Raw genomic sequence first — 15750 nt, 5'->3', positions numbered from 1 at the left:
ATGGCAACGCAAACCCAGACCCAGACGCCGCTTGGCGAGACCGCCATCGACATCGTCAAGCTGAACAAGTGGTACGGCACCTTCCACGTGCTGCGCGACATCGACCTGAATGTCGGCCGGGGCGAGCGCATCGTCATCGCCGGTCCCTCCGGCTCGGGCAAGTCGACGCTGATCCGCTGCATCAACCGGCTTGAAGAGCACCAGTCCGGCAAGATCATCGTCGATGGCACCGAGCTGACCCATGACCTGAAGAACATCGACAAGGTGCGCTCCGAGGTCGGGATGGTGTTCCAGCATTTCAACCTGTTCCCGCATCTGACCATCCTGGAGAACTGCACCCTGGCGCCGATCTGGGTGCGCAAGATCCCGCGCCGCGAGGCCGAGGAGACGGCGATGCATTTCCTGGCCAAGGTCAAGATCCCCGAGCAGGCGAACAAATATCCCGGCCAGCTGTCCGGCGGCCAGCAGCAGCGCGTCGCCATCGCCCGCGCGCTGTGCATGCGGCCGCGGATCATGCTGTTCGACGAGCCCACCTCGGCGCTCGACCCCGAGATGATCAAGGAGGTGCTCGACACCATGATCGAGCTGGCCGAGGACGGCATGACCATGCTCTGCGTCACGCATGAAATGGGCTTCGCCCAGGCGGTGGCGCATCGGGTGATCTTCATGGACCAGGGCCAGATCGTCGAACAGAACACGCCGAAGGAATTCTTCAACAATCCGCGCAGCGAGCGGACCAAGCTGTTCCTGTCGCAGATCCTCGGCCACTGAGCGCGGGGTCCGGCGGCCGCGGCATGCGGCGGGGCCCCCTGCGGGATATTTGCCTCAGGCCGGGCCGGAGGCCCGTTCCGGCGGTTGCCGGCCGGGCCGGGGCCGGTCTATCTTGCCGGCAACCGCTTCGGAGAATTCACCATGAACCAGACCATTTTCCTGATGCTCGGCCTTCTCAGCATCGTCGGCATCGGCTCGCTGGTGTCCAGCAACGACGACGACCACGCGCCGGAAGCCGAGCCGGATGACCCCAGGCTTTTCGACGGCAACGAGATTACCGGGAACGGCGACGAGAACGGCGACAACCTGGTCGGAACCGAGGATGGCGACAGCATCCTGGCGGATGATGGCGACGACACGGTCCAGGGCGGTGCGGGTGACGACGGTATCCGCACCAGGGGCGGCGATGACGCGGTCGATGGCGGGGTCGGCGACGACCTGGTCTATACCGGCTATGGCAATGACACGGTCAGCGCCGATGCGGGCGACGACGAGATCTATCTGGGCTATGACGACGACCTCTACGGCGCCGAGAACCCCGGCGTGAACGAGGGCGACGACACCATCGACGGCGGCGAGGGCGACGACACGATCGTCACCAACCTGGGCAACCATTCGATCACCGGCGGCGACGGCGACGACAGCATCACCGACAATGGCGGCTCGGTCTTCATCGACGGCGAGGATGACGATGACCTGATCCTGTCGCCCGATGATTCCGAGGCCGACGCCCCCGACACATTGCTGGGCGGCGACGGCAACGACACCATCCATGCCGGCGGTGGCGATCTTGTCGACGGCGGCGATGGCGACGACACCTACATGCTGAGTTCCGATGCCGGCGGCGCGGCCGACATCACCTACAGCAACGACGACGACATCGTCATCACCCTGGCCGAGGATTACAGCGGCGAGGGCGAATACGAGCTGGTGCAGGACGGCGACCATGTGCGCGTGGTGCTGGACGGCGCCGATGTGGCGATCCTGCGCGACACGCTGGTCAACGCGGTCGGCAGCATCAGCGTGGTGAATGCCGCGGCCAGCTAAGCGCCGCAGGCGCGGTCCTTGCCGACCGCGCCTCCCTCAGGCTTTCACCGTTTTGCAAATACCCCTGGGACGGGGCAGGCGGCCCCGGCGCAGGGATTGGGCGCCGGGGCATCCGTTTCAGATCGCCGATTTCAACGATTCTTCCAGATAGAGCTCGCGCAGCCGGGTCGCCACCGGGCCGGGCTTGCCCCCGCCCAGCGACACGCCGTCGATCTCGACCACCGGCAGCACGAAGGCCGAGGCCGAGGTGAAGAAAGCCTCGTCCGCCGCCTGGGCCTCCTCGATGGTGAAGGGGCGTTCCTCGATCTGCATCTGCGCCTCGGCGGCATAGCGCAGCAGCGAGGCGCGGGTGATGCCGTGCAGGATATCGTTCGACAGCTCGCGGGTGATGATCCGGCCGTTCTTGACGATATAGGTGTTGTTCGAGGTGCCCTCGGTCACGAAGCCGTCCTCGACCAGCCAGGCGTCGTCGGCGCCTTGGGCCTTGGCCTCCATCTTGGCCAGCGACGGATAGAGCAGCTGCACGGTCTTGATGTCGCGCCGCGCCCAACGCAGATCCTCGACCGAGACCACGCGCAGGCCGGTCCTGGCCTGCGGATTGTCGGCAAGGCCGGGCTTGGCCTGGGTGAACAGCACCACGGTCTGCGGCGTGTCCTCGGGCGGGAAGGCGAAATCGCGGTCGCCGGGATTGCCGCGGGTGACCTGCAGGTAGATGATACCCTCGTCGATATCGTTCAGTTCGACCAGCTTGCGGTGCACGGCCAGCCAATCCTCGTCCGCCAGCGGGTTGCCCATCCGCAATTCGGCCAGCGAGCGCGCCAGGCGCTTCAGGTGGCCGGGAAAGTCCAGCAGCTTGCCGTTCAGCACGCTCGTCACCTCGTAGACCCCATCGGCCATGACGAAGCCGCGGTCGAAGACCGAAACCTTGGCCTCGGTTTCCGGCAGATAGTCGCCATTCAGATAGACGGTGCGGGTCATCTTTCCTTCTCCATTCGCAACGGCTGGTGGCGCGGTCCTGCGCCCAAAGCGGCAGGGCGTCAAGATGGCGGCGGTTTCGGTCCTTTCGCAACTGCAAAACAGGCTTGATGCAGTCGCGGCAATTATCTATCGGTTTCGCAGATCCGTTTGAAACATCCTTACCCGAAAGGCAAGCCATGTCCTTCCGCACGCAACCCGCCCCGCCCGCCCGCCTGAACCGCTGCCAGCTTTTCGGTCCCGGCTCGCGCGAGGCGCTGTTTGCCAAGATGGCCGGCTCGGCCGCCGACGTGATCAACCTGGACCTCGAGGATTCGGTGGCGCCCGACGACAAGGCGCAGGCGCGGCGCAACATCATCCAGGCCATCGGCGACATCGACTGGGGGACCAAGACGCTCTCGGTCAGGATCAACGGGCTGGACACGCCCTGGTGGTATCGCGACGTGGTGGACCTGCTGGAGCAGGCCGGCGAGCGGCTGGACCTGATCATGATCCCCAAGGTCGGCAATGCCGCCGACATCTATGCCGTGGACGCGCTGGTGACGGCCATTGAGGCCGCCAAGGGCCGGCAAAAGCGCATCGGGCTGGAGGTGATCATCGAATCCGCCGCCGGCATCACCCATGTCGAGGAGATTGCGGCCGCGAGCCCGCGCCTGCAGGCGATGAGCCTGGGCGCGGCGGATTTCGCCGCCAGCATGGGCATGGCCACCACCGGCATCGGCGGCACCCAGGAAAACTACTACATGCTGCACGAAGGGGCGAAACACTGGTCCGATCCCTGGCACTGGGCGCAGACCGCCATCGTCGCCGCCTGCCGCACCCATGGCGTGCTGCCGGTCGATGGCCCCTTCGGCGACTTCAGCGATGACGAGGGGTTCCGGGCCCAGGCCCGCCGCTCGGCCACGCTGGGCATGGTCGGCAAATGGGCGATCCATCCCAAGCAGGTGGCGCTGGCGAACGAGGTGTTTTCGCCCAGCGAGCAGGCGGTGACCGAGGCGCGCGAGATCCTGGCGGCGATGGAGGAAGCCAAGCGGACCGGCGCGGGCGCGACCGTATACAAAGGTAGACTGGTTGACATCGCGTCCATCCGTCAGGCACAAGTGATCGTGCGTCAGGCAGAATTGATCGGCGCCTGACCATCAGGAATACCTGGGCGGCTACGCGGGGAGGCTGGCCGCCATGACAGGGGAGGAGCAACAGGCCCTGCGGCTGCGCAGGGCCTGTTGTCATTCAGGGCATGCGTGCGGACTTCCGTCGATTTTCATGACAATTCAATGTCATCGCCATTTCGTCTGCCGCCGGCCGGCGGGGGCTGGCGCCTTGACCATCCTTGGCCGGCCGCGGTTGCAGCGGGTCCGGCATGCGGTTGCGCCGGGCCAGGTCGGGAATCGGTGATTCGGGCATGGCGGGAAGGCCGCTGCCCATCAACGGGCGAAAGGCGGGCTTTCCGGCGCCCGCCGGACGATTTTCCCGGCCGGCGGCGAGGTTCTGCCGCAATCTTCGCGTGTCCTGTCCTGTCCTGTCTCGCTTTGTCCGGGTCCGCAGCAGTTATGAAGCCGGCGGGGCAAGCGCAAGGGGGCTGACCGGAATGTGAGCCTGCCAGGCGGCCGGGATCCGCGGCGTCGCCGCCAGCAGGCTTTGCGTATAGGGATGCTGCGGCGCGTCCATCACCGCATGGGTGGGGCCGGTTTCGACGATCCTGCCCTTTTCCATGATCATCACCCGGTCGGTGATCTGGCGCACCACCGACAGGTCGTGGCTGATGAACAGGTAGGACAGGCCGTGGCTGACCCGCAGCCGCGCCAGCAGGTCCAGCACCTGCGCCCGCACCCGCACGTCCAGCGCGCTGACCGCCTCGTCCAGCACGATCAGGCGCGGCTTGATGATCAGCGCCCGGGCGATGGCAATGCGCTGGCGCTGGCCGCCGGAAAATTCGTGGATGCGCCGGCGCATGGCGTCGCCGCCGGTGATGCCGACTTCGAACAGCGCCTCGGCCACCTGCTCGCGCCAGTCGCGGGGCAGGCCGGTCAGGTGGAACGGCTCGGCCACCAGCCGCTCGACCCGCCAGCGCGGATCGAAGCTGCCGAACGGATCCTGGAACACCACCTGCATCCGGGCGCGCAGATCGGCCGGCATGGCGCGGCCGGCGCGGATTTCCTGCCCGTCCAGCAGGATGCGGCCGCCCTGCAGCGGATCCAGGCCCAGGATCGCCCGGGTCAGCGTCGATTTCCCGCAGCCGGATTCGCCGACCAGCCCGACCGATTCCCCGGCCTCGATGCGGAAGCTGACGCCGTCCACCGCCCGCAGGCTACCGCGCGGCGCGGTCAGGCCGCGGCGGGGCAGGGGGTATGCGCGGATTGCCCCTTCCACCTGCAGCAGCGGCCGGGGGTTCGCGGCGGGCAGCACCAGCCGCGGCTGATGGGTCGAGGCCGCGAACAGCGCCCGGGTATAGGGGTGGCTTTGCTGGCGGAACACCGTCTCGGTCGGGCCTTCCTCGACGATGCGGCCCTGCTGCATGACCGCCACGCGGGCGGCGATGCCCGCGACCACCGCCAGGTCGTGGGTGATGAGCAGCAGCGCCATGCCTTCGTCCCGCACCAGCCCGCGCAGCAGGTCGAGGATCCTGGCCTGCGTGGTCACGTCCAGCGCCGTCGTCGGCTCGTCGGCGATCAGCAGCTCGGGGCGCAGGGCGATGGCCAGGGCGATGGCGACGCGCTGGCGCTGGCCGCCGGACAGCTCGTGCGGGTAAAGCGTCAGCGGAAAGCGCGGCGCGGAAAGGCCCACCCGATCCAGCCGGTCGCGGGCGCGTTCCAGCGCCGCCTTGCGGTCCAGGCCCTGGTGGATGCGCAGCACCTCGGCCACCTGGTCGCCGATGGTCATCAGCGGGTTCAGCGCCGTCATCGGCTCCTGGAAGATCATGCCGATGCGCTTGCCGCGGATGCGGCACAGCGCCCGTTCGGGCAGGTCCAGCAGGTTCAGGCCGTCCAGATCCACCCGACCCTCGGTCCGCATGCCCTCGGGCAGCAGGCCCATGATCGCCAGCGCCGCCATGGACTTGCCCGAGCCGCTTTCGCCGACCAGCCCGGTGATCCGGCCGGGCGGCAGTTGCAGGTCGAGGCCGCGCAGGATCTCATGCGCGCCGATCTCGACCGAGAGATTGGCGGTCTGGATCATGGCGCCCTGCGCAATCGGGGGTCCAGCGCGTCGCGCAGCCCGTCGCCCAGCAGGTTCAGCCCCAGCACCGTCACGATGATGGCAAGGCCGGGGATGATCGCGACATGCGGGGCCAGCGCCACCATGGTCTGCGCCTCGGCCAGCATCCGGCCCCAGCTCGGCGTGGGCGGTTGCGCGCCAAGGCCGACATAGGACAGGCCCGCCTCGGCCAGAATGCCCAGGCTGAACTGGATGGTGCCCTGCACGATCAAGAGGTTGGCGATGTTCGGCAGGATGTGCTGCAGGCTGATCCGGCGCGCGCCCTTGCCGGCGACCTGCGCGGCGCGGATATAGTCCAGCGTCCAGATCGGCAGCGCCGCGCCGCGGGTGACGCGGGCGAAGACCGGGATGTTGAAGATGCCGATGGCGATGATCGCGTTCAGCGCCGAGGGCCCCAGCGCCGCGGTGATCAGGATGGCGATGACCAGGCTGGGGAAGGCGAAGACCAGGTCGTTGCCGCGCATGACCACCTCGTCGATCCAGCCGCCGCGCGCCGCGGCGAGCAGGCCCAGCGGCACGCCGAAACCCATGCCGATTCCGACGGCGACCAGCGCCACCGCGATCGAGGTGCGCGCGCCGACCATAATCATCGACAGCATGTCGCGGCCGAAATGGTCGGTGCCCAGCCAATGCTGGCCCGAGGGCGGCAGCAGCTTCTGCGCGATGGCAAGCTGCGTCACGTCCGCCGGCGTCCACAGGAACGAGACCAGCGCCGCGACCAGCGCCAGCCCGGAAAGCAGGGTGCCGAGGATCAGCGAGGCCCTCATCTGCGCAGCCTCGGGTCGATCAGCGCATAGGACAGGTCGACCAGGAAGGTGACCAGGATCACCGCCGCCACCAGCACCAGCACCGCGCTTTGCACCACGATCAGGTCGCGCTGGGTGATGGCCTGAAAGATCAGCCGGCCGAGGCCGGGCAGGTAGAAGACATTCTCGATGATGATCGCCCCGGCCAGCAGGAACGAGAACTGCATGCCCAGGATGGTCAGCACCGGGATCAGCGCGTTGCGCAGCGCATGGCGCGACAATGCCTGCCCGGCAGTCAGCCCCTTGGCGCGGGCGGTGCGGATATAGTCCTGTCCCAGCGTCTCGACCAGGGCCGAGCGCAGCACGCGCGCCAGGATCGCCGCCTGCGGCAGGGCGAGCGCGAAAGCCGGCAGGATCAGTGCCTTCAGCGCCGCGCCGGGATGCTCCCAGCCGGGAAAGCCGCCGGCCGGCAGCAGCCGCAGGTTCACCGCAAAAACCAGCACCAGCAGCATGGCGAACCAGAAATTCGGCAGCGCGATGCCGATCTGCGTCGCCCCCATCGCCAATGTGTCGCCCGCCCGGCCGCGCCTTGCTGCGGCGAACATGCCGATGGGCAGGGCGATCAGCGCCGCCAGCACCAGCGCCATCAAGGCCAGCGGCAGCGAGACCTGCATCCGATCAAGGATCATTCCGGCCACCGGCGTCTTGTAGGTGAAGCTGTGGCCCAGGTCGCCGCTCAGCACGCCACCCAGCCAGTGCAGGTAGCGCAGCGGCAAGGGCAGGTCCAGACCCAGCTGCTGGCGCAGCGCCGCCACCGTCTCGGGCTGGGCGCCGGTGCCCAGCATGAAGCTGGCCGGGTCGCCCGGCACCAGCTCGACCACCGAAAAGATCAGCGCCGAGGCCACGAGCAGGCTCAGGCCAAGCGAGATCAGGCGGCGGGTCAGATAGCGCAGCATGGGCCGACGCTAATCCGGCCCCGGGCGGCGGTAAAGGTGGCTAAGGGGTCAGGGCACCTCGATCTTGCCGATCAGCGGCACGTCGTCGTCCAGGCTGACGGTGTGGCGTTCGATCATCCGATGCACGACCGGCGGTTCGGCGCCGCGATGCAGTTTGTGCAGGTCTTCGTAGGTCTGGAAATCGGCCTTGGTGCGGCGCAGGTTGTGGCGGACATATTCGTCCCAGGTGGCGATGTGATAGCTTTCGGTCCAGCGCTCGGGGTGTTCCAGGTCGCGCAGCAGCGCCCAGTTGCGGGCGCCGTCGCGACGGCGGACGTTGCGGCGCAGGGCCATCAGCCGCAGGAATTCCGGCACATCCGGCTGGTCGATCTCGTAGTCGATCATCACCATGATCGGGCCCGAGCGGCCGCGCAGGTCCAGCGCCAGCTCGGGCTCGCGGAAACGGTTCACCGGGTCCAGATCCAGCGTGCCGAATTCCGGGATGCGCAGCCAATGTCCCAGCACCGCGCCCAGCAACAGTGGCACCGCGGCGGCGATCAGCGCCGTGTTCACGTCGTAAATGTTGGCGACCGAGCCCCAGATCCACGCCCCAACCGCCATGCCGCCGAAGACCGCGGTCTGGTAAAGCGCCAGCGCCCGGGCCACCACCCAGCGCGGCGTCGAAAGCTGCACGGTGACGTTGAACAGCGACAGCGCCAGCACCCAGCTTGCCCCCGCCGGCAGCATGGCCAGCGCGTGCAGCCAGGTGCTTTCGGTCAACGCCAGCAGCAGCGCCGAGGCAGCGAAGGCGGCGAAGGCCACGCGCACCACGTTCTCGTTGTCCAGCCGCTCGCGCACCAGCGGGTTGATCAGCGCGCCGGCGATGGCGCCCAGGCCGAAGCAGCCCAGCAGCAGGCCGAACAGCAGCGAGCCGCCCGAGGGGTTCTGCTTGGCGACCAGCGGCAGCAGCGCCATGACGACGATGGCCGAAAAGCCGAACAGCGCCCCGCGCATCAGCACCCGCATCAGGTTCGGCGACAGCGCCACATAGCGCAACCCGGCGCCCACGGCGGCGACGAAGGGCTCGGGCGTGGTGGTGCGGGGCGGGCTCACCGGATGCCAGCGCAGCAGCGCCCCGAGCAGCGGGATGTAGCTGGCCGCGTTGACCGCGAAGGCCGCCGCCGCGCCGAAGGCGGCGGTGATGATGCCGCCCACCGCCGGCCCGACCGAGCGCATCAGGTTGAAACCGACCGAGTTCAGCGATACCGCCGCCGGCAGGTCGTCGCGCGGTACCAGATCCTGCATGCTGGCCTGCCAGGGCGGGTTGTAGATCGCCTGCCCGACGCCGATCAGGAAGGTCAGCGACAACAGGATCAGCGGCGTCATCCAGCCCTGCCAGGTCAGCACCGCCAGCAGCACCGAGACCAGCGCCATGAACACCTGCGCCCCCAGCAGCAGGGTGCGGCGGTCGAAGATGTCGGCCAATGCGCCGGAAAGCAGCGCGAAAAGCATGATCGGCAGCGTGTTCGAGGCCTGCACCAGCGCGATCAGCGTCGCGGAATCGGTCAGCTGCGTCATCATCCAGGCCGCGCCCACCGCCTGCACCAGCCCGCCGAAATTCGAGATCAGCGTCGCCGACCACAGCAGGCGGAAGTCATGGTGTCGAAACGGGGCGAAGGGGCTCTTGCGGGCGGTCGCTGGCATGATCCGTAAAACCTGGGACGGGTGACCCCAACCTTAGGCAGAGCCCCCGCAGGCTGCAATCGGCGCGGGCCGATTCTTGCCGTGGCAGCCATATCTCCTGCGGTTTCCGTGAAATGTCGAAGAATCTTTCTACAAATGCACAGTTTTTCGTATAAAAATGCCAAGAACGGCCAAAGCCACGGCAAGATCGGGATTTCATTTCTTCGCCGGCTGCTATTCTTGCCGCAATCTCTTCCGAACAGGGTGCGCGAACATGAAGGTCATCGTTCTTGGAGCCGGCGTTCTCGGCGTCACCTCGGCCTGGTATCTGGCCAAGGCCGGCCACGAGGTCACGGTGATCGACCGCCAGGACGGTCCGGCGCTGGAAACCAGCTACGCCAATGCCGGCGAGATCTCGCCCGGCTATTCCTCGCCCTGGGCGGCGCCGGGCATTCCGCTGAAGGCGCTGAAATGGATGTTCCAGCGCCATGCGCCGCTGGTCATCCAGCCGCGGCTGGACTGGCAGCGCCTGTCCTGGATGGCGCGGATGCTGGCGAACTGCACGACCTCGGCCTATGCCGTCAACAAAAGCCGCATGGTCCGCATCGCCGAATACAGCCGCGATTGCCTGGGCGAGCTGCGGGCCGAGACCGGCATCCATTACGACGAGCGCACGCAGGGCACGCTGCAGGTGTTCCGCAAGCAGGAGCAACTGGACGGCGCCGGCAAGGATATCGAGGTGCTGAAGGCCGACGGCGTGCCCTTCGAGGTGCTGGACCGCGCCGGCTGCATCGCGGCCGAGCCGGGGCTGGCCGGCGCCGCCGAACGCATCGTCGGCGGCCTGCGCCTGCCGGGCGATGAGACCGGCGATTGCTTCAAGTTCACCAATCGTCTGGCCGAGATGGCCGCGGCGGCGGGCGTGACCTTCCGCTGGGGCGTCTCGATCGAGGCGCTGGAGGCCGAGGGCGGCCGCATCAGCGCCGTGCGCACCGACCAGGGCCGCATGCAGGCCGACCGCTATGTGCTGGCGCTGGGCCCGCATTCGCCGCTGCTGGTCCGGCATCTGGGCATCAGGCTGCCGATCTATCCGCTGAAGGGCTATTCGCTGACCATCGACATCGAGGACGAAAGCCGCGCCCCGGTCTCGACCGTGATGGATGAGACCTACAAGGTCGCGATCACCCGGCTGGGCGACCGCATCCGCGTCGGCGGCCTGGCCGAGATCGCCGGCTACGACCTGAGCCTGAACCCGCGCCGCCGCGCCACGCTGGCGAAATCGGTCGGTGAGCTGTTCGGCGGTTCGGGCGACCCGGACAAGGCGCTGTTCTGGACCGGGCTGCGGCCGATGACGCCGGACGGCACGCCCATCGTCGGCGCCACGCCGATTCCGAACCTGTTCCTGAACACCGGCCACGGCACGCTGGGCTGGACCATGTCGGCGGGATCGAGCCGGGTGCTGGCCGACCTGATCTCGGGCCGCAGGCCGGATATCGAGGCCGAGGATCTGGGCTATGCCCGCTATCTGCGCGGCCGCAAGGCCGAGGCGGGAAGGACGCTGCAGCCGGCCAATGCCTGACCGGGCGACGCAGCCGGAACAACGAGAAAAGGGGCCCGTCCGGGCCCCTTTCTTCTTTCTTCGTCTTCGGTGGCCGCGGTCAGGCCTGCTTGATCAGGCGCAGCAGCACCAGCAGGATCACCGCGCCGATGGTGGCGAAGATGATCGTGCTCAGGATCGGGGCCGAGGCATTCATGCCGATGCCCAGCATCGGGAACAGCCAGCCGGCGATCACCGCGCCGACGATGCCGACGACGATGTTCATCAGCAGGCCCTGGCCGTGGCCTTTCACGATCAGCCCGGCCAGCCAGCCGGCGATCGCGCCGATGATGAGAGTGATGAGCAAGGCAGTCAGGGTCATGGGACAGGTCCTTTGCTAACCTCCGGCTTTTCGGCCGGTCTGTCGGAAAACGCGCCGGCGGTGGCGGCGGTTCCGGGGTGATCTGGCAAAGCGCCTGTATTCCGGCGGTTTCTTCGCGGAACCCGCGCCATTCGGCAACAGTTCGGTAACGATCGCGCTGGTCTCCGGACCCGCCACTTGACGCAGCGGGCCGGGGAAGGCTGATACGGAAACACGAATCGTGTCCGCCCTCTGCTCGGGCCGGGCACTTGATGCGACGCTATGTCGCCGCTGCCACGACCGCGTTTGGAGAGGCGCGGCACGATATGAAGGGAACTACCGATGCGCCTTGCACCGCTGATGCTGGCGATGGGCCTGGGACTGGCCGCTTGCGCCCCCACGCCTCCCGCCACCACCGCCCCGACCACGGCCGAGACCGGCATCTACGGCGCCCGCACCGATGCCGGCCCGAATGGCGAGCCGATCGAGATCAACGCCGTCCGCCCCGCCTACCTGACCGAGCGCAATCGCCGCCAGCGCGTCGCCTATAACGGTCCTGACGCGCCCGGCACCATCGTCGTCGATCCCTATGCCCGCTTCCTTTACCATGTGCTGGAGAATGGCGAGGCGATGCGCTTCGGCGTGGCGGTCGGCCAGGCGGGCAAGAATTTCCAGGGCAATGCCACCATCGGCCGCAAGCATGCCTGGCCCAGCTGGACGCCCACCGCGAACATGGTCCGCACCCAGCCCGACCTCTACGGTCCGCTGAAGGGCGGCCTGGCCGGCGGCGTGAACAACCCGCTGGGTTCGCGCGCGCTCTATCTCTACAAGGGCAGCCGCGACACCATGTATCGCATCCACGGCACCATGGACCCGTCCTCGATCGGCAAGGCGACCTCGGCCGGCTGCATCCGGCTGTTCAACCAGGACATCATGGACCTGTTCGGCGAGATCCCCAGCGGCACGCGGGTCAAGGTCCGCACCCAGGGCGAAAGCCTGGCGCTGGAAGGGCCGCTGGTCGAATTGCCGAACGGCTATCTGGCGCCGGCGCACGAGGCGCAGACCGCCGAGGCCGCGCCCGCACAGTAACCGCGCCCGCCGTTCCGACCGTTTTCGCGCCCCGGCCCGTGCAAGGCCGGGGCGTGTTGCTCTGGTCAGCGGCGGCGGCTCGTGGCAGATTTCGCGCGCAACGCGGCTGAGAGGAGAGAATTCCATGGCCAAGCCCGTCGATCAGACCACAACCGCCTCGCGCGATCTGGATGCGCTTGTCGAGCAGACCCAGCCTGCGGCGCTGCGGCTGCTGGACATGCCGGCGCTGAACGCGCTGCAGCGCGACCTGCGGGCGATGAAGGCGAGCGAGCGGGACGAGGCGGTGCGCAAGGCCCTGGCCCAGGCGATGCGCCGCGCCGCCGCCGAAAAGCGCAGCCGCAAGGAACAGGGCGCCGGCGCGGAACCCGCCGCCGAAAGCGCGCCCGACACCGCGCCCAAGGCTCCGCCCCCCGCCGCCGCGCGCCCCGCTGCTGTGCCCCCCGCCGCCGCACCGCCGCTGCAGGCGATCCTGCCCAGGCCCGACAAGGCCGAAAGGAAGCGCATCAAGGAGGCCGAGAAGGCCGAGAAAAAGCGGGTGAAGGAGGCCGAGAAGGCCGAGCGCAAGGCCGCGAAACAGGCCGCCCGCGCCGCCGAGAAGGCAGCCGCCAAGGCGCAGCGCCAGGCCGAAAGGGCCAGCGCCGCCGGCCAGGCCGGCAAGCCCGCCCGCCAGAAAGGCCAGGGCGGCAACGGCCAGGCCGGGGACGGCAAGGCCAGGGACGGCAAGGGCGGCAAGGGTCCGAAAGCCGGCTGACCTTGCGGGCCCGGTTTCCAAACCGCGCCCCGCCTGCTATGCGAGACCTGCCCGTCCCATCCGAGTTTCACGATGCGCCGCCTGGTTCTGGCCCTTGCCGCCGCCATTTCGACCGCCGTCACCCCCGCCCCCGCCTATGAGGCGGTGGACGCGATCCTGGGCCTGCGCGCGCCGCGGGTCTCGGACAAGCTGCGCTGCACCGATGACGGGATCTATTGCATCTCGGCCGCAACCTATGTCTCGGACGTCTGCTGGGCCATCGAGCGGGCGGCCGGGCAGAACGGGCTGGACCCGCATTTCTTCGCCCGGCTGCTGTGGAAGGAAAGCCTGTTCGAGCCCGGCGCCATCAGCCCGGTCGGCGCCATGGGCATCGCCCAGTTCATGCCCGGCACGGCCGAGATGGTCGGCCTGGATGATCCCTTCAACCCGGCCAAGGCCATCGCCGCCTCGGCGCGCTACCTGCGCAAGCTGACCGACGGCTTCGGCAATGTCGGGCTGGCCGCCGTGGCCTATAACGGCGGCGAGAACCGCGCCGCGCGCTTCATCGCCGAGGGCGGCAGCCTGCCCTGGGAGACCCAGGATTACGTCCAGGCCATCACCGGTCTGACCGCCGCCAGCTGGCGCGAAAGCCCGCCGCAGGTGCTGGACATCCGGCTGGACAAGCAACGCAGCTTCCGCGAGGCCTGCATCGACCTGGCCGGGTCGCGCAAGCTGCGCGAGTTCAAGACGCAGGACCATCCCTGGCCCTGGGGCGTGATCGTCGCCACCCATCCCAGCCAGTCGGGGGTTTCGGCGCAGGTCTCGCGGCTGAACCGGCAGCTGCGGCCGATCCTGGGCGGCAAGCGGGTCAGCTATGTGCGCCGCAAGATCTCGGGCGGGCCGCGCAAGGTCTATACCGCGCAGATCGGCTATTCGTCCAAGACCGAGGCCTATGCCTTTTGCAACCGGCTGCGCGGCGTCGGTGGCCGCTGCCTGGTGCTGAGGAACTGAGCCGCGGCGCTGGTGGCGGCGGTTTCCGGGGTATTTGGGAAACGGTGAAGGGCCCCGGCGCCCCGGCCGGGACCGCCGCGCTGGTGGCGCCGGTTTCTGGGGCATGGGGACGAGGAAGCGCGGCGCGGCGCCTTATTCCTTCCAGTGCACCGCGGTCAGGTCGTTGGCGGGCATCGGCGCGTTTTCCCAAAGCCCCTCGATTTCCGCCTTGGCGACGCCGGTCTTGGCGAGCTGGAACAGGAAGGCATTGGCGTGATCGTCGGCAAGGATCTGCTGCGCCTGTTTCAGCAGCGCCGAGCGTTCCGCCGGCTCGGTCGCGGCGTCGAGCCGGGCCATCACCTTGTCGAAAGCCGGGTTGCGGTAGTTGAAATAGTAGTTGGCGCGGCCGTAGATGCCGATATCCATCGGCTCGACATGGCTGATGATGGTCAGGTCGTAATCGGCGTTCTTGAACACCTGTTCCAGCCACTGCGCCCATTCCATGTTGGTGATCCGGGTCTGGATGCCCACGGCGCGCAGCTCGGCCGCGACGATCTCGCCGCCGCGGCGGGCATAGGGCGTCGGCGGCAGGGCCAGGCGCAGGGTCAGGTTTTCGGCCCCCGCCTCGGCCAGCAGGGTCTTCGACAGCTCGGGGTCGTATTGCGATTTCGCGGTCAGGTCGACGTAATCGGGATGATGCGGCGCGAAATGCGTGCCGATCGGCGTGCCATAGCCGAACATGGCGCCGTCGATGATTTCCTGCCGGTTGATGGCATGGGCGATGGCCGCGCGCACTTTGGCCTGGGCCAGCGCCGGCTGCTTGTGATTCATGGCCAGGATCGTCTCGCCCTCGGTGGTGCCGACCAGCACCTTGAAGCGCGGATCGGCCTGCAGCTGGGTCAGGGTTTCCGGGGCGGGATAGATCGGGAAGGCGTCGATATCGCCGGCCATCATCGCCGCGAAGGCGGCGCTGGGATCGGCGATGAAGCGGAAGGTGGCGGTTTTCAGCGCCGGCTTCCGGCCCCAATAGCCCTCGAAGGCATCCAGCCGGATGTGGTCGCCTTGCCGCCATTCGCCGAATTTGAAGGGGCCGGTGCCGACCGGGCGGGTGGCGATGTCCTGGATGCTGGCCTGATCGACCATCACCGCGTCGCCCCAGGCCATCTTGAAGGGAAAGCCGCCGTCCGGGGCCTTCAGCGTGATGCGGACGGTCAGCGGGTCCAGAGCCTCGACCGCCTCGATGCCCTCGAACAGGGTCTTCTGGGCATTGGTGCTGTCCGGGGCGCGGGCGCGGTCCAGCGAGAAGATCACGTCCTGCGCGTCGAAGGCGCTGCCGTCGTGGAAGGTCACGTCCGGGCGCAGGCGGAAGGTGTAGGTCTTGCCGTCGGGACTGTCCCAGCTTTCGGCAAGGCCGGGCTGCACGCCGCCATCCGGGGCGATGCGGGTCAGGCCTTCGAACACATTGGCATAGACCACCTCGTCGATGGCGGCGGCGGCGCCGCCGGTCGGGTCCAGGTTCGGCGGCTCGAGCACCATGGCCAGGGTGATCGAATCCGGCGCCGCCAGCGCCGGCGTGGCCAGCACCGCCGCCGCCGCGGCCGCCTGCATGAGTTTCGCCAACATCTCTGTCCCCTTGGCTGATCCCAGGGGCACAATCCGGGCAAAATGCCCGGCGA

General features: G+C 68.3%; 15 protein-coding genes. 7 read left to right on the top strand and 8 right to left on the bottom strand.

The features are described 5' to 3' along the window. Nucleotides 1-771 (top strand): amino acid ABC transporter ATP-binding protein, encoded by a 771-nt coding sequence (locus tag ACFOMP_RS14790; RefSeq protein ID WP_379031880.1) that lies wholly within the window; start codon nt 1-3, stop codon nt 769-771. Between the two features lie 141 nt (nt 772-912). Then, on the top strand, nt 913-1818 hold the full coding sequence (locus ACFOMP_RS14785) for a calcium-binding protein (RefSeq protein ID WP_379031878.1): 906 nt from the start codon (nt 913-915) through the stop codon (nt 1816-1818). Between the two features lie 117 nt (nt 1819-1935). Here the strand turns inward: ACFOMP_RS14785 and ACFOMP_RS14780 are convergent, their stop codons facing one another. Further along, nucleotides 1936-2796 (bottom strand): D-amino-acid transaminase, encoded by an 861-nt coding sequence (locus tag ACFOMP_RS14780; protein WP_379031876.1) that lies wholly within the window; start codon nt 2794-2796, stop codon nt 1936-1938. A gap of 176 nt (nt 2797-2972) precedes the next feature. On the opposite strand from ACFOMP_RS14780, the gene ACFOMP_RS14775 reads away from it, so the two are divergent. Next, nucleotides 2973-3929 carry an L-malyl-CoA/beta-methylmalyl-CoA lyase gene (locus ACFOMP_RS14775; protein WP_289894293.1) on the top strand — a complete coding sequence of 319 codons (957 nt, stop codon included), beginning with the start codon at nt 2973-2975 and terminating at the stop codon, nt 3927-3929. A gap of 94 nt (nt 3930-4023) precedes the next feature. Here the strand turns inward: ACFOMP_RS14775 and ACFOMP_RS14770 are convergent, their stop codons facing one another. Genes ACFOMP_RS14770 through ACFOMP_RS14750 form a run of 5 tightly spaced genes read right to left on the bottom strand, consistent with a single transcriptional unit; the run spans nt 4024 to nt 9391 of the window. Beyond that, nucleotides 4024-4290, bottom strand: coding sequence for a hypothetical protein (locus ACFOMP_RS14770; RefSeq protein WP_379031874.1), 267 nt, complete (start codon nt 4288-4290; stop codon nt 4024-4026). A gap of 51 nt (nt 4291-4341) precedes the next feature. After that, nucleotides 4342-5967 carry an ABC transporter ATP-binding protein gene (locus ACFOMP_RS14765; protein WP_379031872.1) on the bottom strand — a complete coding sequence of 542 codons (1626 nt, stop codon included), beginning with the start codon at nt 5965-5967 and terminating at the stop codon, nt 4342-4344. Then, nucleotides 5964-6773: an ABC transporter permease gene (locus tag ACFOMP_RS14760; protein WP_379031870.1), complete on the bottom strand. Its 810-nt coding sequence runs from the start codon at nt 6771-6773 to the stop codon at nt 5964-5966. The genes ACFOMP_RS14765 and ACFOMP_RS14760 overlap by 4 nt, the downstream gene beginning before the upstream one ends. Beyond that, entirely contained in the window at nt 6770-7708 is a 939-nt protein-coding gene (locus ACFOMP_RS14755) for an ABC transporter permease (RefSeq protein ID WP_379031868.1), read from the bottom strand. Before ACFOMP_RS14755 ends, ACFOMP_RS14760 begins: the two co-directional genes overlap by 4 nt. A gap of 48 nt (nt 7709-7756) precedes the next feature. Beyond that, entirely contained in the window at nt 7757-9391 is a 1635-nt protein-coding gene (locus ACFOMP_RS14750; protein WP_379031865.1) for an MFS transporter, read from the bottom strand. Between the two features lie 253 nt (nt 9392-9644). Here ACFOMP_RS14750 and ACFOMP_RS14745 point away from each other — a divergent pair, with 253 nt between their 5' ends. After that, the gene (locus tag ACFOMP_RS14745; protein WP_289894288.1) at nt 9645-10946 is read left to right on the top strand and encodes a D-amino acid dehydrogenase; all 1302 of its coding nucleotides are present in this window, start codon (nt 9645-9647) and stop codon (nt 10944-10946) included. Nucleotides 10947-11025: 79 nt separating this feature from the next. On the opposite strand, the gene ACFOMP_RS14740 is transcribed toward ACFOMP_RS14745, so the two are convergent. Beyond that, nucleotides 11026-11286: a GlsB/YeaQ/YmgE family stress response membrane protein gene (locus ACFOMP_RS14740; protein WP_019352770.1), complete on the bottom strand. Its 261-nt coding sequence runs from the start codon at nt 11284-11286 to the stop codon at nt 11026-11028. 321 nt (nt 11287-11607) lie between these two features. On the opposite strand from ACFOMP_RS14740, the gene ACFOMP_RS14735 reads away from it, so the two are divergent. The 3 genes from ACFOMP_RS14735 (at nt 11608) to ACFOMP_RS14725 (ending at nt 14095) form a co-directional block, all read left to right on the top strand. Continuing rightward, complete coding sequence (locus tag ACFOMP_RS14735; protein WP_289894287.1) at nt 11608-12354, top strand: L,D-transpeptidase; 747 nt, start codon at nt 11608-11610, stop codon at nt 12352-12354. Nucleotides 12355-12478: 124 nt separating this feature from the next. Next, a complete protein-coding gene (locus tag ACFOMP_RS14730) occupies nt 12479-13105 on the top strand; it encodes a hypothetical protein (RefSeq protein ID WP_379031860.1) in 627 nt (208 codons plus the stop codon). 72 nt (nt 13106-13177) lie between these two features. Next, nucleotides 13178-14095 carry a lytic transglycosylase domain-containing protein gene (locus ACFOMP_RS14725; RefSeq protein ID WP_289894285.1) on the top strand — a complete coding sequence of 306 codons (918 nt, stop codon included), beginning with the start codon at nt 13178-13180 and terminating at the stop codon, nt 14093-14095. 132 nt (nt 14096-14227) lie between these two features. Here ACFOMP_RS14725 and ACFOMP_RS14720 read toward each other — a convergent pair whose 3' ends face one another. Beyond that, nucleotides 14228-15697 (bottom strand): ABC transporter substrate-binding protein, encoded by a 1470-nt coding sequence (locus ACFOMP_RS14720; protein ID WP_379031857.1) that lies wholly within the window; start codon nt 15695-15697, stop codon nt 14228-14230. Nucleotides 15698-15750 lie beyond the last annotated feature (53 nt).

It is taken from the genome of Paracoccus simplex, assembly GCF_042648325.1.
In the GTDB taxonomy this organism is placed as follows: domain Bacteria; phylum Pseudomonadota; class Alphaproteobacteria; order Rhodobacterales; family Rhodobacteraceae; genus Paracoccus; species Paracoccus simplex.
The sequence above is the reverse complement of the archived record's forward strand: the minus strand, read 5'-3'. Positions and strand labels throughout refer to the sequence as shown.